Origin of the sequence: Desulfotignum balticum DSM 7044, from assembly GCF_000421285.1 — a bacterium.
Lineage (GTDB): Bacteria > Desulfobacterota > Desulfobacteria > Desulfobacterales > Desulfobacteraceae > Desulfotignum > Desulfotignum balticum.
The window spans coordinates 1583370-1604330 of the sequence record NZ_ATWO01000001.1 but is presented as its reverse complement, the minus strand read 5'-3'; the positions used below and the strand labels follow the sequence as shown (position 1 = coordinate 1604330).

The 20961-nt window shown below is 49.7% G+C and carries 23 protein-coding genes; 9 read left to right on the top strand and 14 right to left on the bottom strand.

The genetic code is table 11. From position 1 onward, the window contains the following. The first annotated feature begins 45 nt into the window (after positions 1-45). Positions 46-1251, top strand: a complete 1206-nt coding sequence (locus K365_RS0108115; protein WP_024334179.1) for an MFS transporter — start codon at positions 46-48, stop codon at positions 1249-1251. Between the two features lie 36 nt (positions 1252-1287). Here the strand turns inward: K365_RS0108115 and K365_RS0108110 are convergent, their stop codons facing one another. Both K365_RS0108110 and K365_RS0108105 read right to left on the bottom strand, forming a co-directional pair. Then, positions 1288-2091, bottom strand: a complete 804-nt coding sequence (locus tag K365_RS0108110) for a sugar phosphate isomerase/epimerase family protein (RefSeq protein ID WP_245569147.1) — start codon at positions 2089-2091, stop codon at positions 1288-1290. 23 nt (positions 2092-2114) lie between these two features. Next, the gene (locus tag K365_RS0108105) at positions 2115-4808 is read right to left on the bottom strand and encodes an AsmA family protein (protein WP_024334177.1); all 2694 of its coding nucleotides are present in this window, start codon (positions 4806-4808) and stop codon (positions 2115-2117) included. A gap of 247 nt (positions 4809-5055) precedes the next feature. Between K365_RS0108105 and argC the strand changes: the two genes are divergently transcribed. The 4 genes from argC (at position 5056) to K365_RS0108080 (ending at position 9493) form a co-directional block, all read left to right on the top strand. Continuing rightward, the gene (gene argC / locus K365_RS0108100) at positions 5056-6000 is read left to right on the top strand and encodes an N-acetyl-gamma-glutamyl-phosphate reductase (protein WP_024334176.1); all 945 of its coding nucleotides are present in this window, start codon (positions 5056-5058) and stop codon (positions 5998-6000) included. 503 nt (positions 6001-6503) lie between these two features. Beyond that, positions 6504-7391, top strand: coding sequence for a DMT family transporter (locus K365_RS0108090; protein WP_024334175.1), 888 nt, complete (start codon positions 6504-6506; stop codon positions 7389-7391). A 128-nt stretch (positions 7392-7519) separates the two neighbouring features. Beyond that, on the top strand, positions 7520-7885 hold the full coding sequence (locus K365_RS0108085; RefSeq protein WP_006965218.1) for a hypothetical protein: 366 nt from the start codon (positions 7520-7522) through the stop codon (positions 7883-7885). Between the two features lie 435 nt (positions 7886-8320). Further along, positions 8321-9493 (top strand): pyridoxal phosphate-dependent aminotransferase, encoded by a 1173-nt coding sequence (locus K365_RS0108080; protein WP_024334174.1) that lies wholly within the window; start codon positions 8321-8323, stop codon positions 9491-9493. Between the two features lie 87 nt (positions 9494-9580). Here the strand turns inward: K365_RS0108080 and K365_RS0108075 are convergent, their stop codons facing one another. From K365_RS0108075 to K365_RS0108065, 3 genes are read right to left on the bottom strand one after another with little or no spacing between them, the layout of a single operon-like run. Beyond that, a complete protein-coding gene (locus K365_RS0108075; RefSeq protein ID WP_006965216.1) occupies positions 9581-10954 on the bottom strand; it encodes a TrpB-like pyridoxal phosphate-dependent enzyme in 1374 nt (457 codons plus the stop codon). A gap of 52 nt (positions 10955-11006) precedes the next feature. Then, the gene (locus tag K365_RS0108070; protein ID WP_024334173.1) at positions 11007-11729 is read right to left on the bottom strand and encodes an AAA family ATPase; all 723 of its coding nucleotides are present in this window, start codon (positions 11727-11729) and stop codon (positions 11007-11009) included. Continuing rightward, positions 11720-12037 (bottom strand): hypothetical protein, encoded by a 318-nt coding sequence (locus tag K365_RS0108065; RefSeq protein ID WP_006965214.1) that lies wholly within the window; start codon positions 12035-12037, stop codon positions 11720-11722. Before K365_RS0108065 ends, K365_RS0108070 begins: the two co-directional genes overlap by 10 nt. A gap of 423 nt (positions 12038-12460) precedes the next feature. Here K365_RS0108065 and K365_RS0108055 point away from each other — a divergent pair, with 423 nt between their 5' ends. Continuing rightward, positions 12461-13123 (top strand): ferredoxin-like domain-containing protein, encoded by a 663-nt coding sequence (locus K365_RS0108055; protein WP_024334172.1) that lies wholly within the window; start codon positions 12461-12463, stop codon positions 13121-13123. An 84-nt stretch (positions 13124-13207) separates the two neighbouring features. Here K365_RS0108055 and K365_RS29340 read toward each other — a convergent pair whose 3' ends face one another. The 6 genes from K365_RS29340 to K365_RS29065 all read right to left on the bottom strand — a co-directional run bounded on the left by K365_RS29340 (position 13208) and on the right by K365_RS29065 (position 16938). Then, positions 13208-13435: a type II toxin-antitoxin system HicA family toxin gene (locus K365_RS29340; RefSeq protein ID WP_024334171.1), complete on the bottom strand. Its 228-nt coding sequence runs from the start codon at positions 13433-13435 to the stop codon at positions 13208-13210. Then, the gene (locus K365_RS0108045; protein ID WP_024334170.1) at positions 13432-13635 is read right to left on the bottom strand and encodes a type II toxin-antitoxin system HicB family antitoxin; all 204 of its coding nucleotides are present in this window, start codon (positions 13633-13635) and stop codon (positions 13432-13434) included. Before K365_RS0108045 ends, K365_RS29340 begins: the two co-directional genes overlap by 4 nt. 88 nt (positions 13636-13723) lie before the next feature. Next, complete coding sequence (locus K365_RS0108040) at positions 13724-14215, bottom strand: DUF1016 N-terminal domain-containing protein (RefSeq protein ID WP_245569146.1); 492 nt, start codon at positions 14213-14215, stop codon at positions 13724-13726. Between the two features lie 115 nt (positions 14216-14330). Next, the gene (locus K365_RS0108035; RefSeq protein ID WP_024334169.1) at positions 14331-15011 is read right to left on the bottom strand and encodes a hypothetical protein; all 681 of its coding nucleotides are present in this window, start codon (positions 15009-15011) and stop codon (positions 14331-14333) included. A gap of 66 nt (positions 15012-15077) precedes the next feature. After that, positions 15078-16181: a toll/interleukin-1 receptor domain-containing protein gene (locus tag K365_RS26410; protein WP_051147822.1), complete on the bottom strand. Its 1104-nt coding sequence runs from the start codon at positions 16179-16181 to the stop codon at positions 15078-15080. A 628-nt stretch (positions 16182-16809) separates the two neighbouring features. Beyond that, positions 16810-16938, bottom strand: coding sequence for a hypothetical protein (locus K365_RS29065; protein WP_281167769.1), 129 nt, complete (start codon positions 16936-16938; stop codon positions 16810-16812). A 506-nt stretch (positions 16939-17444) separates the two neighbouring features. On the opposite strand from K365_RS29065, the gene istA reads away from it, so the two are divergent. From istA to K365_RS0108005, 3 genes are all read left to right on the top strand, one after another. Then, positions 17445-18701, top strand: a complete 1257-nt coding sequence (gene istA, locus K365_RS0108015; RefSeq protein WP_024333570.1) for an IS21 family transposase — start codon at positions 17445-17447, stop codon at positions 18699-18701. Then, on the top strand, positions 18698-19441 hold the full coding sequence (istB, locus tag K365_RS0108010; protein WP_029724919.1) for an IS21-like element helper ATPase IstB: 744 nt from the start codon (positions 18698-18700) through the stop codon (positions 19439-19441). Before istA ends, istB begins: the two co-directional genes overlap by 4 nt. A gap of 133 nt (positions 19442-19574) precedes the next feature. After that, positions 19575-19787: a hypothetical protein gene (locus K365_RS0108005; protein WP_024333569.1), complete on the top strand. Its 213-nt coding sequence runs from the start codon at positions 19575-19577 to the stop codon at positions 19785-19787. A gap of 40 nt (positions 19788-19827) precedes the next feature. Here the strand turns inward: K365_RS0108005 and K365_RS0108000 are convergent, their stop codons facing one another. The 3 genes from K365_RS0108000 to K365_RS0107990 are packed head-to-tail and all read right to left on the bottom strand — an operon-like array spanning position 19828 to position 20913. Next, entirely contained in the window at positions 19828-20043 is a 216-nt protein-coding gene (locus tag K365_RS0108000; RefSeq protein WP_281167811.1) for a Txe/YoeB family addiction module toxin, read from the bottom strand. An 11-nt stretch (positions 20044-20054) separates the two neighbouring features. After that, a complete protein-coding gene (locus tag K365_RS0107995; RefSeq protein WP_006965198.1) occupies positions 20055-20297 on the bottom strand; it encodes a type II toxin-antitoxin system Phd/YefM family antitoxin in 243 nt (80 codons plus the stop codon). A 49-nt stretch (positions 20298-20346) separates the two neighbouring features. Then, positions 20347-20913, bottom strand: coding sequence for a DNA-3-methyladenine glycosylase I (locus K365_RS0107990; protein WP_024334165.1), 567 nt, complete (start codon positions 20911-20913; stop codon positions 20347-20349). Positions 20914-20961 lie beyond the last annotated feature (48 nt).

Genomic DNA, 20961 nt, shown 5'->3' with positions numbered 1-20961 from the left:
GAATACTATGTCCCAGACACAACCTGAAACAAAAGCATTTGAACCATGCCCAGTCAGACTGAACAAAAATTGATGAAAAAACCGGAACCGGACACATTGTCCCGGGAACAGCTCAATCCCATTGTTTTTTTAACGGGTATTTTCTTTTTCAACATGCTTTCCCGGCTGGGAATGGCCCCGTTACTGCCGGATATCAAAATCGATCTGGCGTTAAGCCACAGCCAGGCAGGAGGCCTGTTTTTTCTGATTTCATCCGGATATTGCATCAGCCTTTTTGGCTCCATATTTTTAACGCCCCGGTTCTCCCACCGGCATCTGATTATCGCTTCCGGCCTTGCCGTGGGAATCAGCCTGCTTGCGGCCGCAGCCAGCCAGGGGGTGGTGATGCTCCAGGCGGGCATGGTCTGCTTAGGCCTGGCCGGCGGCTTTTACCTGCCTTCGGGTGTGGCCAGCCTGACGGGACTGGTTTCCCGGCACCATTGGGGCAAAGTACTGGGCGTGCACCAGTTGGCGCCGAACCTGGCGTATATCATCGCTCCTTTGGCTGTGTCTTTGTTTGCGGCATGGCACCATTCCTGGCGCATGGTGCTGGTGGTTTACGGCACCGCTTCCCTGATACTGGCGATCACCTATGCGGCCCGGGGAAAAGGGATCACGGACCGGACAGATCCCCCCGGGCTCAAAATATTCGCCACCCTGCTCCATACCCCGGCAATCCCGATCATTGCCGTACTTTTCATCCTGGGAATGGGATTGAATCAAGGGGTATTTGTCATTTTGCCCCTTTATCTGGTGTTTGAGCGGGGAATCGATCCGGAAACCACCAATATCATGCTGGCGGTCTCCAGGGTTGTGGCATTTGGCATGCCCCTGGCCGGGGGATGGCTGGCTGACCGGTTCGGCCCCCGGCCAATCATTTTGTCTGCGTTGTTTTTTAGTGCTTTGGGAACGTTTTTTATGGGGTGGCTGCCCGGGACATGGGTCTGGCTGGCCCTGATCCTTCAGGCAGGGGCCGGGGTGTGCGTGTTTCCTTTGTGTTTTGCCATCATGGCCATGGTCACCACGCCTCAAATCCGCCCGGTGGCGGTTTCTGTGGTAGTGCCCCTGGCGCATTTCCTGGGATCCGGGCTGGTGCCGTTCGGCATCGGCATTCTGGCGGAAACCGGGCGGTTCAACATCGGATTTGCCGTTCTTGGCGGGGTCACGTTCCTGTGCCTGCCTTTGATCCGGATGTTGAAGAAACAATCGTGACACCAAAAAATTTTAAGAAAAAATCGATCCCGATTCTCAGGCGTTTGAAAAAAGGAATTCGATTCGTTCCCGGCTTTTCACCAGATCATCCGTATTGGCTGAAAACACTTCAAAGGTGATGGTATCATCATACCCGGCCTGTTTAAGGGATGAAACCAATGATTCAAAATCAATATTTCCTTTTCCCACGGCCATGTGATCGTCTTTTTTCCCGAAATTGTCACTGATATGCACATGACCGATATACGGGGCCAGCCGGGTGACAAACTGTCCCAGCCTTGTCTGTTCCGGATCTCCGATATTGGCGTGTCCGGTATCCAGGGTCATCTTCAGCCCGGGAAATTCCTTGAACAGATCCTCGAACGACTCGGGCTCAAAATTCAGATGATATGAAGGAAACATGTTCTCAAAACACAGCTGAATGTTCAGGTCCCGGGCATGGGCCACAATGGCGGTCAACGCGGTATGGGCATATTTTTTGGCCGCATCCATGGCAAACATCCCCATGCCCGTGATATACCCCGGATGCAGCACGGCTTTGTGAACGTTGATTCCGGCTGCGGCATCCAGGGAATGTTTCATTTCATCTAAAGACGCCCGGCGGATGGCCGGTGTCAGGTCCGGTGTGTACACAAAACAGGGCAGATGGCAGATCACGGGCATGCCTGTGTCTGCCAGGATTGCCATAATCTGATTTTCCAGCTCACAAATCTTTGTCCAGTGCCCTTCGGGCGGATCCATGGACAGTTCAAAATAATCAAACCCCAGGTCCGCCACTCTTTGTATTTCTTCACATACCGGCTTGATCGGAAAACCCGATGCCCCGTATTTCATATTCATATCCTTTTCATTGTCATGTCCGGTCAATCGGTCAGTTTTTTCAGAAACCGTCCCAGTTCCTTTTCCACACTCTGTTTCAACTGCTCCACAGCCTCAGGTGAGGTGCCGGTTAAAATCGAAGTGATCACGCCCTTGATATCCGGCTGGATGGCCGGGTCTGCCAGCGGCCCCCGGATATATATGGGAACGGGAATTCCGGCAAGCTCGGCCAGTTCGCTGCCTGCCTGGCCTCTGGAGGTTTCCACCACCGTGACCATTGCCCTGTAATCAATGGTTTCCTTGACGATATCCACCACGGTTCCGGTCCCGGATACCCGCAGGGCCGGGGATTTTCCCGACAGATCGTCCAGAACGACCACCCCGTTTGTCACCACGGGATTTCCGGCAAGTTCGGTAAAATCGGTTTCTTCCGCTTCTGACACGGAAAAGGTCCGGGTATCCCGCAGGGATTTGAGGCTGCGCAGAAATTTACCCACATTAAACCCGATCACGGCCCCGTTTTTGAACAAAAAAGACAGATTCCCGTTCAAATGCTGTTTCATGGCACTCACGGTTGCCCCGCGGGTGGTCAAGGCCGCAGTGATGTCTCCGGTTCCCCGGATCATGGCTTTTTCAGTCATATCATCCAGCAAAGGGGCCACCTCAATCCCTTTCAGGGACGAATTTATGGTGATCAAAGGAATATCTTCGGCGGCATCCAGCATCATGCTTCCATGATACACCCCATTGTAAAGGGCTGCAGACAACGGTGCGGCATGAATGACCCCGTCTTTGGCCGTCAGTTTTGCCTGAACCCTGGACAAAGAAGCCCCGGAAACAACCAGATTCTCTATGGCCAGGGCCGCATTGATTTTCAAATTTCGAAGCTGGGCCACAGGCATTCGGGTAGCGGCTCCGGCAGCCACCGTTTCCGGTGTCACGGGTACAGATCTGTGTTTTTTTCCTTTTGCCTGCTTGGGCGCCTTGGGCAGATACGGGTCCACATCGATCCGGTCAACAGCCAGATCCATCGTGATGTCCGGATCTGAAAAGTCTGTTACCCCAAAACTTCCCTTCAGGTGTGAATCATCCACAACCCCGGACAGGCCGGTCAATTGGAGATCATTTGTCGAACCGGTAAACCGGGTTTTCAGGCCCACTTTTTCAAACACCCGGGCATCTGCCGTGGCCGGCAAAGACAAGCCCAGTGTTTTCATGAGTTGCCGCAAATTGAATGGGGCCGCAGACAAGGTTCCGGTGTACACGGGATCGGTCTGGATTTTTTCAACAGTGATACCACCGGACACGGCCAGATCCATGCCTGAGAGGGAAAAAGCCGGCACTTCCAGTCGCTGCTGATTCATCTGCCAGTGCACGGGTGCATCCAGGGTCACGGAAAACGGCCCGTTGGAAATTTTTTTTCCGTCAAGGCCCAGGCGGATCTGCAACGGATCCAATGTCAGGTTTCCCTGTTTTCCGTTGAACCGCACCTGTCCTGCCACTGTGTCCAGAAAATCACCCGGCACGGGTTGATCCAGGGCATGGAGTAACCGGTTCAGATGCCTGCCTTCCAGAACCATCTTGCCTTCCATTTCCGCGCGGCGGGTGCCCAGATCCCGGGCTGCGACATTGCCCTTGAGGGTAATGCCCAGTGCCGCAATATCCAAAGCCGGCACCAGGACCCGGCCCTGACTTAAATCCATATCCATGTCCATGTTCACATGAAATGCCTTTTCACCGGTCCGGGCCAGGTGTGCGGCCAATGGCCCGCCTTCAATAATCTGCATCAGCAGGGCCAGGTCTTTTCCGGCAATATCCAGGGCCAGGTCGATCCGGGGGATGACAGCCCCCATATTGCCCAGCACAATAGTCCCCGTGACATCCGTTCCCAGTCCGGATGCTGTCAGGTTTTTGACAGATACGGTGTCTTGTGGCAGATCCATTTCCACCCGGCAGGCCAGATCCAGGTCTGCCGGTTTTTTTCCTAAAATCGGTCCGGCAAGCCGGGCCTGGAATATCATGGGATCGATCTGATACTGACCGGAACCCAGATCAAAAACAAGGGTTCCCTCAAGTCCGGCATTTCCGGAAATCTTTGGGGACGTGCCCGTACCGTTGAAAGTCAGCTGCCAGTCCACGGGAGCGCCCGGCACCACTTTGCCTGTTGTCAGATTCAGATCGGTGAGGGTATATTTTTTCCCTGTGGACCGGTCGTCAAAACTGAAACGGGCATCTTGAATGCGCACCCCGCCGTTCAGCAGCACGGCCAGGTTTTTCAGGTCAATTTTTTTTTTCGACGATGCAGCGGACGGTTTGTGCGGCTTTGTTTTATCGGGCGAACCGCCCTGAGTTTTCCAATTGGCCATGCCGGCCTGGTTTCTGGCCAGATGGACCTGCGCCCCTTCAAGCACCAGGGTGTCCATTTCGATCTGTTTTTTCAGCAACGGCAATGTCTTGACCCGGACCATGGCATAATCAGCCGTCAACATGGGCCCATCCCCGAATCCCGGCGCGTTTTCCAGAAAAATTTTGGACATCTCCAGATGCAGCCAGGGATAATATTTCACACGCAAGTCCCCCTGGATCTCAAAGGTCCGGCCCACCTGCTGACTCACCTTTTTTGCGACATAGTCCTTATACCGGTTCGGATCCAGATTCAAAACAATGACCGCCCCAGCCACTGCCACCAGAATCAATATTCCCAGCCCGGATAAAGTCAGCAAAAACACTTTTTTCATGGAGATGTTCCTTTATACACATTGAAAAAGATATGATCAAAACAGGAACGGTCTGAATCACATCTTTTGTTTGTAACCCGCCTGATATACGGTATACAGGATCATGGCCGCGATTTCAATCATTTCAAATGTGTCTTATCCCCCCTTTCTCCGGAACAAGGGTTTATTTTTTATCCTGAAATACGTATAAGTTAAATTTTTACACAAAAATGGACCCGCACCCCCATGCGGGAAAAAAGGAAAAGGCATGGCTTTTAAGGTGTTTGTCGACGGCCGGGAAGGAACCACGGGATTGCAGATCATCGATTATCTGTCATCGCGCAAAGATATTGAACTGCTTGAAATCGATGCTGATCTTCGCAAAGACCCCCGGGAAAGACAAAAATTAATCAACCAGTCGGATGTGACATTTCTATGCCTGCCGGATGCGGCTTCCAGAGAATCGGCGTCTTTGGTCACAAATGCAGACACCTGCATCATCGACGCCAGCACGGCATTCAGAACCCACCCGGACTGGGTGTATGGACTGCCGGAAATCGCGCCTGAACAGCGGGATCTTTTGAAAAAATCCAAAAAAATCGCCAACCCGGGATGCCATGCCACCGCGTTTGTGCTGGGGGTGCATCCCTTGATCAAAGCCGGCATCATGCCACCGGACTACCCGGCCTGCTGCTACTCCATCACGGGTTACAGCGGTGGGGGCAAAAAGCTGATCACGGCCTATGAACAACTTCATACCCCTTCTTTGGACAGCCCGCGGCACTATGCCCTGGGCCTGGTTCACAAGCATCTGCCGGAAATGACGGTGAGAACCGGACTGACTGCGGCACCTGTCTTCACGCCCGTGGTGGCTGATTTTTACAAAGGCCTGGCCGTGACCACGTTTGTTCACACGCGCCTTTTGACAAAAAAAGTGACCCCGGCAGACATCCGGCAACTGCTTGCCCGATATTACCAGGATGAGCCGTTTATCCGGGTGTTTCCCTTTGACGATGCCAATAATCTGGACAATGGATTTTTTGATGTGCAAGGGTGCAACAATACCAACCGGGCCGATATATTCGTGTTCGGCAATCCTGAGCAGATGGCGGTGATCACCCGCATTGACAACCTGGGCAAAGGGGCTTCCGGTGCCGCCGTCCAGTGCATGAACATCCATTTGGGCCTGGATGAAGCCACGGGGCTGGTATAGTTGTTTTTTTTCACAACCCGCCCGGACCCCGTGCATACAAAAAGGGCGGTCCGCCCGAAAGCGAACCGCCCTTTATCTTTCAATTCAACGTTGAAATCAAATGCCCGGCCATGGGATCATCTATGGATCACATGGCTGAAATCAGGCAATGTCTGGAATTTGAGCCGCTTTTGAGTGCGGCCGACCGGTAACACTGATGCCGCTCTTCCGGATTTTTAGATGTTGAATCACAGTTTCGGAGTTTTTTGACCAGACGATTTTTTTCCCGGACACAGCATTCTCTTGCTTTTATATTCAATAAATCGACCATAAGTCACCTCTTTGGCATTTTTTTTTAAATAAAATCAAGATGGTGTTCTGTTTTACACCACCTTGACATGAACATAAGGCAGTTATGACTGATTGCAACAGCCCTGAAAAAAAAACGGCCGGCCCAAAAAAGGGACGGATGCCGGGACATAAACCCTGGATTTCTGTGCGCCATTCAAGTATAACCCCGTACCATGAAACCGGATACATCCACCATCGATATCAGGGCCATGGCCCTGCTGATCATTTTGTGCGCCTCCTGGGGATTGAACCAGGTGGCCATTAAAGCGGCCGTTGCCGACATACCGCCCGTGCTCCAGGCCGGCATCCGATCCATGGGCGCCACCTGCCTGATGCTGGTATGGATGACCATCAAAAAAAAATCTTTGCTGGAAAAAGATGGCACCCTGCTGTGCGGACTCATCTGCGGATTGCTGTTCTCAGCTGAATTTGTTCTGATCTATTGGGGGCTTGAGTTCACCAATGCCTCCCGATCCACCATTTTTTTGAATACATCCCCGTTTGTGGTGGCCTTGGGCGCCCATTTGTTCATCCGGGCAGAATACCTGTCCCGAATCCAGATCATCGGAATGGTGCTGGCATTTGCCGGCATTCTGGTGGCGTTTCATGAATCCCTGAATCTGCCCGACCCGGGGATGATCAAAGGAGATGTCATGCTGATGGGGGCGGCCGTGTTCTGGGGAGCCACCACCGTGGTGATCAAGGCAAGCCCGCTGGCAAAGGTTTATCCGGGCAAAGTACTGCTGTATCAGCTCGGTGTATCTGCGGTTATTCTGCCGGTTGCGTCCATATTTCTGGGCGAACCGCCGGTTCAGACCCTGACCCCTCTGGTGATCTCAAGCCTGATCTATCAGACTGTCTGGGTGGCGTTTTTCACCTATGTGACCTGGTTCTGGCTGATCCGCACCTATCCGGTCTCCCGGCTGGCGCCGTTCACGTTTCTGACACCGCTGTTCGGTGTCCTGGCAGGGTCATGGCTTTTGGGGGAAACCGTGACGATTTATCTTTTGTGCGCCCTGGCCATGGTGGGCGCAGGCATTTACCTGGTCAACCGCAGATAACGGGTTTCGCTGTATCTGACCGATCCATCCCCTTTCTGCCCTTTTTGACAAAATTTTAATGTGGCACCCGGATCAAACACCCGGGGTTTTTATCATCATTTATTTTTATTTTTTTTAAGGAGTTTATCATGAGCGGTAACGGCGGCAATCCCATCAACATCGATTTTCAGGTAGACAGAACACACCTTTACCGGGAAGAAACCATCACAGATCTGAAAATTGCCAATATTCAGAAATTAACCCCGATTCTTCCGGACGGGTCAAACGATCCTTCCAGAGAAACCGTCTTTGTGGGAAACACCCAGCTGGGCACCCCCCATGGCCCGGTTCCGATTCAAGCCCGGCTGAAAGCCACGACGCTGGAGCAGGCCATGGATGAATTTCCCCAGGCCATGGAAGCAGAGACCCGGAAAGTGATTCAGCAGTTCCAGAAAATGGAGGCGGAACAAAAACAAGCCAATGATTCCCGGATCATCGTTCCCGGAGTTCAATAACGATCCCCCAAAAAAAAGAACCCGGCTTCCGGAAAGGGGATCCCAAAAGCCGGGTTTGCGTCTGGGTGCGTTGTTGGAAGGATGGGATTGGAGGGATATGAATGCCCGCCAGACGCACTTTCAAGGCCGCTACCTGGTGGGATTGGGGTTATGTTGGGATGGCCCCACTCAGGCATGATCAATTGATTACGCCAGTCAATCCGGGTTGTCAATTCGGGAAAATCCCTTAGTGGCTATAGGTAAAACTCCCTAGTCCGGGGAATTTCACTGACGGACATAAGTATGGATTTTCCTTAAAATAAAGAGGGTTGCCTGTTTACGCAACTATCGTATCCGGCAGGTAATCCCGTTTTTTTCCAGGGGATTTTCATACGCTTTTTTTTCATGTATGATCCATATGCAGTGAAAACATCATAATTTTGAAAGGACAGTGCCATGCCGATTGCAGACAAAATGGTGAAAATGGTGGAAGCGGCTTCCATGATCCGGAAGATGTTTGAAGAAGGCATCCGGATGAAAGAAAAATTCGGGGCCGACCATGTATTTGATTTTTCCCTGGGAAATCCGGATGTTCCCCCGCCCAAAATCATGCAGGAAACCCTGCTGGACCTGATCCATGATGACACTGTTTCCCATGGGTACATGCCCAACCCGGGGTTTATGCATGTCCGCCAGGCAGTGGCGGATTATCTGAACCAGACGTTTAACGTGGGCCTGACACCGGATTTGATCGTGATGACGGTGGGCGCGGCCGGGGCCCTGAACGACTGTCTCCGGGCACTGATCAACCCGGGCGAGGAACTGCTCACTCCGGCCCCTTATTTTGTGGGATACAACCAGTATGCGTTCGTGGCCGGGGCCACCTTGATCACAGCCCCCACCCGCCCGGATTTCCACCTGGACCTGGAAGCCATCCAGACCGCCATCACGGAAAACACCCGGGTCGTGCTGATCAATTCACCCAACAACCCCACGGGCGCGGTCTATTCAGCCGAAGAACTGGACGGGTTAGGCCGGGTTTTGGAAGCGGCCAGCAAAAAATTCGACAAACGCATCTACCTGATATCCGATGAACCCTACCGGAAAATCGCCTATGACGTGACCGTTCCGTCCGTATTTGATGCCTACGACCACACCATTGTCCTGACTTCCTATTCCAAGGAACTGTCTTTGGCCGGTGAACGCATCGGTTATCTGGCCGTGCATCCCAAAGCGGAAGATGCCCGACTGATTGCCGGTGCCGCCGGCGTGGCCAACACCATGATGTATGTCAATGCCCCGTCCCTGTTCCAGCAGGTGGTGGGACGGCTGCAAGGGATTACCGTGGATATCGATATTTACCGCCGGCGCCGGGATATTTTCTGCCAGGGGCTTAAACAGGCCGGGTATGAATTCGATGTACCGGACGGCGCATTTTATCTGTTTCCCAAAAGCCCCATTGAAAATGACGTGGAATTCGTCAATCTGCTCAAGGACCAGAACATCCTGGCCGTGCCGGGCACGGGCTTTGGCGGCCCCGGTTATTTCAGGCTGTCCTATGCCGTGCCGGACAAAACCATCATTGATTCTTTGCCCGGATTCAAAAAAGCCATACAAAGCGTCAAATAACCGGTTTTTCTTCTCCCAAAAAGTGTCCGGGGGCCGGTGGTTGAATCATACCGGCCCCCGGATGCGTTGATGGATGTGCGATGCCCTTTATTTGCCCTGTCTGGGTTTGGGCAGATTTTCCAGGTCTTTAAGCGCGATGTCGATCTGTTCCTGGGGCAGATCATGATCAGCCAGGTTCCCTCTGAAATAAGATTCATAGGAAGCCATATCCACCAGTCCATGGCCGGACCAGTTGAACAGGATCACTTTTTCTTTGCCTTCTTCCTTGGCTTTTAATGCCTCCCGGATGGCCATGGCCACGGCATGGTTGCATTCCGGCGCGGAAATATATCCTTCGGACCGGGCAAAGGTCAGCCCGGCCTTGAACGTTTCCATCTGATGAATGGCTTCAGGCCGGATGATGCCGTCCAAAACCAGCTGGCTCACCAGGGGTGACATGCCGTGGTACCTCAGCCCGCCGGCATGGATGGGGGCGGGCACGAAATTATGACCCAGGGTGTACATGGGCAGCAACGGGGTCATCTGGACCGTGTCCCCGAAATCATAGGCAAAAGGCCCCCGGGTCAGGGTGGGGCAGGAGGTGGGTTCCACGGCAATGATATCGATCTGTTTGCCGTTGATCTTGTCTCTGGCAAAGGGAAAGGACAGACCGGCAAAATTACTGCCCCCGCCCGCACTGCCGATGATCACATCCGGATAATCTCCGGCCATTTCCATCTGTTTCATGGCTTCCAGCCCGATGATGCTCTGATGGATCATCACATGATTGAGCACGGATCCTAAGGCATATTTGGTGTTTTCATCAGCCACTGCTTCCTCCACGGCTTCGGAAATGGCCATGCCCAGGGATCCCGGCGAATCCGGATCTTTCTCCAGAATGGACCGGCCGGCCCGGGTTTCCGTGGAAGGGCTGGCCGTGCAGTTGGCCCCCCAGGTTTCCATCATCATCCGGCGGTAGGGTTTCTGGTTATAAGAAATTTTCACCATGAACACCTTGCACTCAATGCCGAAAAACGCACAGCACATGGCCAGGCTGCTGCCCCACTGCCCGGCCCCCGTCTCCGTGGTAATCTTTTTGGTGCCCGCCACTTTGTTGTAATAGGCCTGGGCCAGGGCCGTGTTGGGTTTGTGGGATCCGGCCGGGCTCACGCCTTCGTTCTTGAAATAGATCCGGGCCGGGGTGTCCAGGGCTTTTTCCAGATTCCGGGCCCGGAACAGAGGAGACGGCCGCCAGATGGCGTACTTGTCCAGAATCTCTTCGGGAATATCGATCCACCGCTGGGTACTCACTTCCTGCTCGATAAGATTCATGGGGAAAATCGGGGCCAGGTCTTCCGGGCCGCAGGGCTGGCCCGTGCCCGGATGCAGAGGCGGCTCCATGGGCGTGGGCAGGTCTGCCATGATGTTGTACCACTGCCGGGGCATTTCCTGTTCAGTCAATAAAAATTTCTGGGTTTTCATGGGATCTCCTTTAATGGCAAAATTGATATTTTTTTAACAGCTGACATATCGCTTATTTCATTTCTTGGATAAAGGAAGACGGGTCCGTCATAAACGCCTTGTAAAGACGGTAATACTCCGTGTCTTCATACAAAACAGGCGCAATTTTCGGCCCGTTGAAATTATAGATCACGGCATCCGGACAGGCCAGCAGAATGGGCGAATGGGTGGCGATCACAAACTGGGCATGGCCTTTGCCGCTTTCACCCATGATCAGATTGAGCAGTGCCACCTGGGATTTCGGCGACAGGGCCGTCTCAGGCTCATCCAGAAAATACAAACCTTTGCGCTGATACCGGTTGGAAAAATACGACATCAGCGACTGGCCGTGGGACTGGGTGATCAACGATTTTCCCCCGAAATAATCCAGCATGGGCCGGTCATTGAGTGCCCACTCCTCCAGTTTTCTGGCAAAATGGGAAAAAATCTGGGATCCGAAATACGATCCCGGCACGGGTCCCTGGTCCCAGGTCACGGTCAGATAGCGGTGCAACTGTTTTTCATGGGGATTGGTTTCGCACCGAAGCAGAAATTCCGGCTCCCAGATGTGAATGCCGCAGCAAAGCCCCAGGGCCTTGAGCAATGTGGATTTTCCCGTGCCGTTTTCTCCGGAAAACAGCGTGATGCCCTGGTCAAACCCCAGGGTATTCGTCCGGTTCAGAATTTCCAGACAGAACGGATATGCATTTGTGTCCGGAAAGGTGTCGCTGTGAATGGCCGCCTGCTTCAGGAACATGGGCCCTGCCCGTCGTCTGCTTTCAAAGGATTCTGTGATACCCGGGCCTGGGCCTGCTGGATCAGTTCCATCAATGTCTGGACCTTGGGCCGGCCCTGGTTCATGAATGCCGCGGCAAATTCGTCTTTTGACAGGGTCTGCTTAAAATAGGCAACCACATCAAAATGGCCGTGCCAGCAGTCCAGTGTTTTAAAGCAGGGCGCGCCGGTATTTTCTACCCGGCAGTAGCTGAAAGCCACCTGATGCCCCAGCCGGGGGCACCGGATTTTAAAATCGTCTGACGGCAATGCCGAAGAAATTGTGCACATTGTTCCTCCTGTGTGTCGTTTTGTACTGTTTATGAGAAACACGCACACAAGTCAAGCATTATCCGCAGATGTTTCGAGTCAAAAAAGCTTTCCCATCGCTTTGATTGCAACACCCAGCTCTTTTATCAGCCCATCCATCACTTTATCAACTTCCATACGACCTCCTGTGTTTCATTTGTTTTGATGATTTTTGCGTCCCTTCATTTTTTCAAAATCATATTCCCTGCCGCCAAAGATACACCATGATCCGGCCCGGGGCAAGGGCGGCCGGGCAAGGCCTGATCCCGGCTGTGTGGGGCGATTGTGGCAGGGGTCATTGACATTTTTGGACCACAATATTAAAAATAACGCTACGTATTAATGACGATACATATTAAGGCGAGGGTCCTTTTAAGGATCAGACGTCACATAAAGGAGTCAAACATGCTCAAAGACGGAGAAAAAGGCGTCATCCGCCAGCGCGGAAAAGACGATATCACCTATGCCATTGCCCCCCATGTGCCCTGCGGAGTGGTGAAACCGGACCAGCTGAGAACCCTGGCCGATGTGGCGGATAAATATCAGGTATCGGAACTCAAGATCACCAGTGCGGCACGGATTGCTATCATCGGGCTCAAGGAGGACCAGGTGGACGGGGTCTGGGAGGACCTGGGCATGGATCCCGGCCATGCCGTGGGGCTGTGCGTGCGGAGCATCAAGGTCTGCCCGGGCATCCAGTACTGCCGCCTGGCCAAACAGGACAGCCTGGAGATGGGCATGGAACTCGACCGGCGCTACCACGGCATGGTCCTGCCCAGCAAGATGAAGATGGGGGTTTCCGGCTGCAAGATCCAGTGCGCGGAAAACTGCATCAAGGATATCTCCCTGTACGGCACCCCCAAGGGGTGGGCCGTGATGATCGGGGGGAACGGATCGGCACTGCCCAGGCTGGCGGATCTTCTGGTGGAGGACCTGTCCCGGGAAAAGGCCCTGGACATGGTGGTCCGGATCATTGACTATTACAAGGAGAACTCCAAGCGCGAACGCATGGGGCGTATGATCGAGCGCATGGGACTGGATAAGGTCAAAGCGGACCTTCTGGGCTGAGTCCTTTACAGATATCAATCAATCGCTGATGTTCCAAAGGCATACTGTTGGCGTTCAGAGGCCGCCGAGCAAATGTGATTTTTCCTACATTAAACTCAGGAACCGGTCGACATCCATCCGGGCCTGCTTTAAAATATGCGACAAAGTAGACCGTTTAACAGGGTTGTGGGCTGGAACCGTCAGTTTTAAGACTTCATCCCGGGTTCGTTTTTGAAGTCTTATGTGGCTTCCCTTCTGCCTGACCACAACCCACCCGTCCCGCTGGAGGGTTCGAATGATTCTGTCATATGCGACACTCGGAATTTTTGTCATATGGCAAGTTCCATGATTTCCGTACCAGGCACAAAAGACATGTCATCTTCGACAGGCTCAAGATACAGATCAATTGCCTCCCTGATGTTTTCCAACGCTTCCTGCCTGGAATCTCCCTCGCTGATGCAACCCGGGAGACTCGGAACATAGGCAGTAAATCCCCCTTCCTCACTTGGTTCAAGAACAACTTTAAGTTTCATTTTTGTATGTCCTCCATTTGGACTCTATCAAATTGTCAAACGGACCTGGATACCAGTGTCAATGTATCTTCGGTTATTTGATCCTGTTTTATATGGCCTGATTAAAATTGGTCTGGCCCAACAAGGTTTTTTCATAGCCCTGGTTGTCGATCTGGTGAATGAGCACGTTCTTTGACCAGCCGAATTTGCGGGTCATCCGGATATAAAATTCCCGTTCCAGGGGGTCTTTGCAGCGCTGAAAAATGACAACATTGTGGGTCCATCCGATTTCTCGCACCAGTGGTACGAGTTTTTCCAATCCAATGTATGTCTCGAAAAAAAATTTCATCCACCAGAGATTAGAGGCTGAAAAGCCGCTTCTGCCAGGGAACTCACGCTGTAAATCTTTAGCAATCCGCTGAACGGCGGCCTTGCCCCAGCCTTGATTATCCTGCCGTTCCACGATCGTCCGTCCGATGTCCCAGTTCAGCCCAACCAGTTCCTTGTTGACCTTCTTGAGAGCTTCATACTGGGCGGACTGGCCGCCTGGCAACAGGAGGAAGGCACTTTTATAAAATTTGCATCCCATCTCATCTTTCACACATCCTGCAAATCGATGACCTATTCCCCCTATTGATCCGCGGCTTCTTGAACCACAGGATTAGTACCGAGCCTCTTGCCTCGGCACGGTTACTAATCCTTCATTTGTTAGCTGGTTAAATATTAACAACGCAGTCGTACATAACCCGAGAACCATCTGGTTCAGTGCCAAAAATAATTGCCCTTAAACCATCTTTGCTCAAATATTCTTTTTTCTTTCCTTTAAAATACCATCCAGTTCCATGGCCTATCTTTGAAAAATCTGGGGAATCAATCTCCCAGTAAACCGCCCAAACACGATCTTGATTTTCAAGTTGAAACGAACCGATAAGGGAAGTATCCATTGATTGCTTTCCCGGCCAACCTGCAATAGGAATATTTGCTTTAGTTATAAGGACATCTATTTCTATTGCTTTAGACTCAGATGCATTTGGCAACCATTTTACCTTTTTATACTTTCCTAACTTTTTGCAGCTTGTTACTGCTGCATGAGATGTAACGATTCTATATGCTAACGTGATGCCTGGTGCTATTTCAGGAGGCCTTGGCCATTTCTCTATAAAGCGATCTTTAAATTTCGGTACTACATCTTTAACTTGCTCTTCAAATAGCTTTTTCGTATATGCAATATGCCAATTACCTGATTGATGAAAGCTGGTTTTCAAAACTCCACCAAGAGACCTGTTCACAAGATACACTTCAGAGTTACCACCGCCAGTTTCTGTCCAAAGCTTCCACGTAGCGGCCCGCTTGTTATCACCATCATGTATTCCAAATCTCAACGATTTCTGTGCCATTCTTATTTCCGCTAACGTGGAATTTTGCAGACCCGCGCTGTTTGCGGGATCCGCAGAAAAGTTTTGTTATGTTAATATTTTCATAGACTTATCGTCAAAGCGACTTTTCCACTTTTTGATTGTATTCGGAATATCCTCAATGAATGATTTATTGCTGGTAAAATAATATACCTTATCTACGTCTAAAAATGCGCCCCAGACATCCGTTTGGTTTTTCATTAAAATAGCTTCGTAGGTAGTATACATTCCAGGAACACCACCACTTATGATTTCTGCATCGAAATCATCTATGTTTTCTACATCATGGATATCAGCAAAACATTTCAAAAACTCTTCCCAATATTTTCCTTTTTTCAATAACATATATAGTTTTGTGAGTTCTATATCGTTTAGTATCTTTAATTTATAAAAAATATCCTTCTCAAGAATGTAATCACCACCAAAAAATGCACGCATGCCATGGTAATCTCTACAGTAATTAGATTCATTTACCTGTATTACGTCGTTATACTTAGAAAATTTCAATTCACATTTGCCATCGTACGCATCTACTTCAAAAATTGCGACATTATCATTAATAAATTTGGCATAACCATCCAAGTCTCCCATGTGAGCGCCATTAATAGTGGAAATATTGAAGTTGAAACCGGTTGAATCCACAGAGTCAATTACGATGGAACCAGAATATGCCATTACAGGTGTATCAACTGCCCATCTACCCCACCATCGATTATATTTTTCCCACTCAATTTTTTCCAGAATTAGGTTTGCGAACTCTTGGGGTGTTTTATCCTCTATATTTATATATGAGACTGTTGAGTAGAGGCCAGGGATTTCAGTATCATCAAACTTTGCAGGTAAGATATATTCTGATGATTCTCTAAATGCTCTTTCTTGGATTGATTTTCTTTCATGATTTGTCCAAACTTTATCTCGGTAATGTTTAGAGATAAACATTACTGTAAATCTTGCTTTATCCTTATAAACCTCATTCAAATAATCTAATAAGTTTTTACCCCAAAGATTACTTTCTTCAAATTTGTCATAGAAGACCTTCACACCGAAACGTTTTAGTAATATAGCCACTAGCTCGACATACTCTCGATCCTCACCAGCAAAAGAGAGTGCAATGTCATATTTGTAAATTTTCTTTTCTGATGTATTTTGCATTAATTTCAATCTTCTAACTTAACAATATTTATATCAAAACATAACAAGTTGTTGAGCTGATCTGGTGCTGGATATCATAATCTTTTCAATAACAACCTGGATGACAGAAGAATTTGATGTAAATCCAGCTCTGTATAGCGCCTCAATAGCTGATTTGATTCCATATCAGATGTTTTTTCTCAGGTAAAGCAATTTTAAAAATATCATACTGTCATTGTTTATTATGCTCAGGTATTTCTACCGGCATGCGATACCGCATCTGTTATTTCATCTTGACAGGTTTTCCATGTTCATAGTTGATATACGCAGCCAAGCTTAAAAAAACCGGCACTTTACCACTGGAACAGGCTGATCATATCATCCCGCGTTTCCGGGCCAGGTGCATCGTCTGCGCAGGTTTTCGGTTTTGGTCTGAACCTGCATCATCCCACACCCTGCTGGTTCAGGATGATCACATACCAGCTGGTAACTCCCAGGATGTTTCTTTTCTGCATGGCCGAAACGACTATCAGGGTGAATCCCCGGGATAAATCAGCATTTATTAGATTTGGCAATGCTGCCAAATCTAATAAATGGGAAAGAATTGTTTTTTAATCCAGTCCAGGCCGCTTTGCCATGCGGTCCCGGTTCAGCTGTGGTTAATGCCCGGATGTATTGCTTTGATATCTTCAGGCAGGTTTTTCGAAGCTTCTCCGATTTCCTCGATACTTCTGAAAAACGCCCGTTTCAGAGTTTCATCTCTGACTGAAGCGTCCATAAAATTATCAAAGGGATGTTTTTCAGGAGTAAATTCCACGAGGATATCAATTAAAAGGCCCGGCACCTGCGGCCCATGGCAAGACAGGTACCCGGGGTCACGCGGCCCCCGGCCATGGGATCTATCCAGCCATGATTTTCAGCCACTTAGGCAACGGTGAAGCACCGGGACAAATCAGTATTTGCCGAAAATGGCAATACTGCCATTTTCGGCAAATGGTATTGAAAAGATGCCCGCAGCATTTTGCTGCTGCAGGATTGTGTTGATTTTCTACTCGTAGTGGGTCCACATTCGAATCACTTTAACGATTTTTTCATCATTATAAATCTGGTGTCGATGGTCATGTTAAATTGAGCCAAAAATGGTCATTTGAAACTGAGCCACTAGGGAATTGAACAAGGGGGATCTTTTTTCAATCCCCCTTGTTCAACTTCCCGAGTAAATGCATATGTTGCTGCATTTACCCGGGACAATCGTGGAGAGTTTATGAAAAAAAGGAGACCATTTTGGACATACTGGATCTGCACAGGTTCGGCTTGACCCAGCGGGCCATAGCCCGGCGCCTGGGCATAAGCCGTAACACCGTCAAAAAATACCTTGAAGCCCCGGAAAGCTGCTTGAAAAATCCAAAGCCATATCATCGCACGAGCATTCTTGATCCTTATCACGGTACCATCACAGCTTGGCTTGATGAAGACGAATATTACACCGCCACCTGGATTTATGACCGCCTTGTCAACCAAGGCTATGCCGGCAGTTATGAAACAGTGAAGCGAAAGGTCGGTAAACTCAAGAAACAAAAACAGAAAATTGCCTACATGCGATTTGAGACAGAACCCGGTCACCAGGCCCAGGTGGATTTCGGAGAATTTCAGGTTGAACTTCCCGATGGCAGTGTCAGAAAGCTGTACCTGTTTTCAATGATTCTGGGATATTCCCGGAGAATCTATACAGAGTTGATCGAACGATGCGACATGCCAAGCTTTCTAGACTGCCATATACACGCCTTTGAGTACTTCGTCGGCGTCCCGGATCAGATACTCTATGATCGCATGAAAAATGTGTATATCGCCAAGCTGGCTGGAAAGGACAAATTTAACTCTACCCTGATAGGATTTGCCGTTCATTACGGATTCGTTCCCAAAGTAGCCCCTGCTTATGCTGCTTGGGTTAAAGGGAAGGTTGAACGTCCTTATACCTTCATCCGGGAAGGGTTCTGGCGAGGATACGGTTTTGTCAACTTAATCAGGGCCAACAAAGACCTCTGGTCTTGGATTTTAAAAAAGGATGAACGGATCCATGGCACCACCCATGAAAAAGTCAGCGCCCGGTTTAAGCGGGAGCAGCCACATTTAAATGCACTGCCTCCGCAGCCGTTTGATACCTCATATCGTATTTACCGGCAGGTGTATAAAGACTGCACTGTCCACTTTCATGGAAACCGCTATGTCGTCCCCCACACCCTGGTAGGAGAACAGGTCATCCTTCGCTCGAAAGATGGACAGCTACGCATTTTTCAAAATAGTTGGCTGGTAGTTACCTATGACATCCCATCAACAAAGGGAAATCTGGTCCAGAAGAAGAGATTCTACGAAGCCTTAAAAAAAGACATGGACATGAATCGGCGCAAATATCACCATGCCCAGAAAAGTAAGGGACGGGCAAAGCAGACGATCAGTCCCCAGAAACCCCAATATGACATGGATGTTGAGGTCCGTTCCATCTCTGCATATGAAGAAATACTGCAGGAGGTGTTTGCATGAGTAATACCCTTGTAATGGATCGCATTGAATCCAACCTCACCCGATTAAAGCTCCCCCGGATTTATGAAGTTTTAGGCGGCCTTGCCAAGACGGCCGAGGAACAGGGAAAAAGCTATCTGTCTTTTCTCGATGAACTGCTCGAAGAGGAAGTGGCGGCAAAAGAGCAGCGCCGCATCGAAACTGCACTAAAAATATCAGGACTACCGTATATCAAAAGCATAGATGAGTTTGACTTCGCCTTCCAACCCGGCCTGGATAAACAGAAAATCATGGGACTTTTTGACTTAAGTTTTATCCGTGAGAAAGGCAATGTAATTTTCCTTGGCCCTCCCGGTGTGGGAAAGACGCATCTTGCGGTATCCCTTGCGCTGAAAGCGTGTCAGTCCGGCATGAGTATCTATTTTACCAACATGGAGGATCTGATTATCAAGCTGCGAAAGGATCACGAAGCTGGAAAGCCGGGTAAGGGCCGTGGGTACTATAAATCCTCCCTGGTCGTTGTGGATGAAGTGGGTTACACACCTATCACACGGGAAGAGTGCAATTTGTTCTTTCGTTTTATTGCTAACCGGTACGAGAAGAGCAGCACCATTATCACGTCAAATAAGGCATTCGGAGACTGGACAGAACTGTTCCATGACCCGATCATCGTGACTGCCATCCTCGATCGACTGCTTCACCACAGCGCCGTCATTAATATTAAGGGTAACAGTTACAGACTGAAAGGCAAAAAAGCATGAATGCGGGCAGTAAGGAAGGGGCTAAAGTCACATCGAATATGGCCCTGTATTTTTGTAAAACGGGGCACAATTATCTAAAATGCCCTAATATCGGTAATCTTCAGCGATCGTCTTACCATTAGGAGGTGTGCATATGGTAGAAAACCGTGGAGGATACAGGGGAAAACCAAAGCCAAAACTACCACCACACTTGAAACGGGTTCATGTCAATGCCCGTATACAAAAGTGGATGCTTGATGAACTCAAAAAGAGAGGTGAAGTCGGAATAATGCTGGAATATATATTGATCGACGCCGGTTTTAAATATCATGATCCCATAACAAAAAAAGGCAAAGGAGATTTATAAAATGAATCGGTGTGGCTCATTTTTGATGACCATAAATGGCTCAATTTCTCGTGACCCTTGACATCTGGTAAACAATTCTGTGTTGAATATTCAGCCTTCTTGAACAGGCACCTGATAAGTCGCCGATCAATTTCTCATAGGGGGGTGGTGTCTGGTATGGATCATTTCTCAATATCTCTATGATTTCTTCTGCCTTTGATTTCAGTCCGGATGATGAGATTTTTTTAGCATCCTTCTGAGCTTGTTTGGTAAACACCACCTTCCAGCTCACCAGTCAAGTTCCTCTTGACAATCGTCTATAGGCGTTGCAAGGCCTTCCCTGATCGAGTCACGCATACCTGGAATGCTCAAAAGAAACAGGGTCTCCTGAATTGATTTCCAGTCTTCTTCCGAGAGAAGAACCGCATTTCCTCTTTTGCCTGTAATAATAATAGGCTCATGAGAGGATGATGTTTGATCAATGAGCCTGTAAAGATTTGAACGTGCTTCTGTTGCAGATAATATTGTCATTTGAACCTCCTCGACTTTTCGAATATGGTACGCCATGACGTACGCATTGTCAAAGCTTTTTCACCTCCTGATGCCGGAAACACGACACCAGATGATCGTTCACCATGCCCGTGGCCTGCATATGGGCATAGATGATGGTGGAGCCCACAAACTTGAACCCCCGCTGTTTCAGGTCTTTGGAAAACGCGTCCGATTCTTTGGAGGTGGCCGGTATCTGGTCCACTGAAGTATAGGTATTGACCTTGGGCCGGCCGTCCACAAACTGCCAGGCATACTGGTCAAAAGACCCGAACTTGGTCTGGATGTCCAAAAACACCCGGGCATTGCTCACGGCGGATGCCACCTTGAGCTTATTGCGGATGATGGCCTTGTTCTGGAGCAGGTCTGCGATCTGTTCCGGCGTGAACCGGGCCACTTTGGCCGGATCGAAATCGGCAAACGCTTTGCGGTATCCTTCCCTTCGCTTGAGAATGGTCAGCCAGGACAGCCCGGCCTGGGCCCCTTCCAGGATCAGAAATTCAAAGATCTTGTTGTCATCATGCACGGGCACGCCCCATTCCGTGTCATGGTACTTGATATATATCGGATCTTTCAGACACCAGTCACAGCGCTGCATATTTTCCTCCTGTGTCACAAAATTACAAAAAAAAATTAATATATCCGT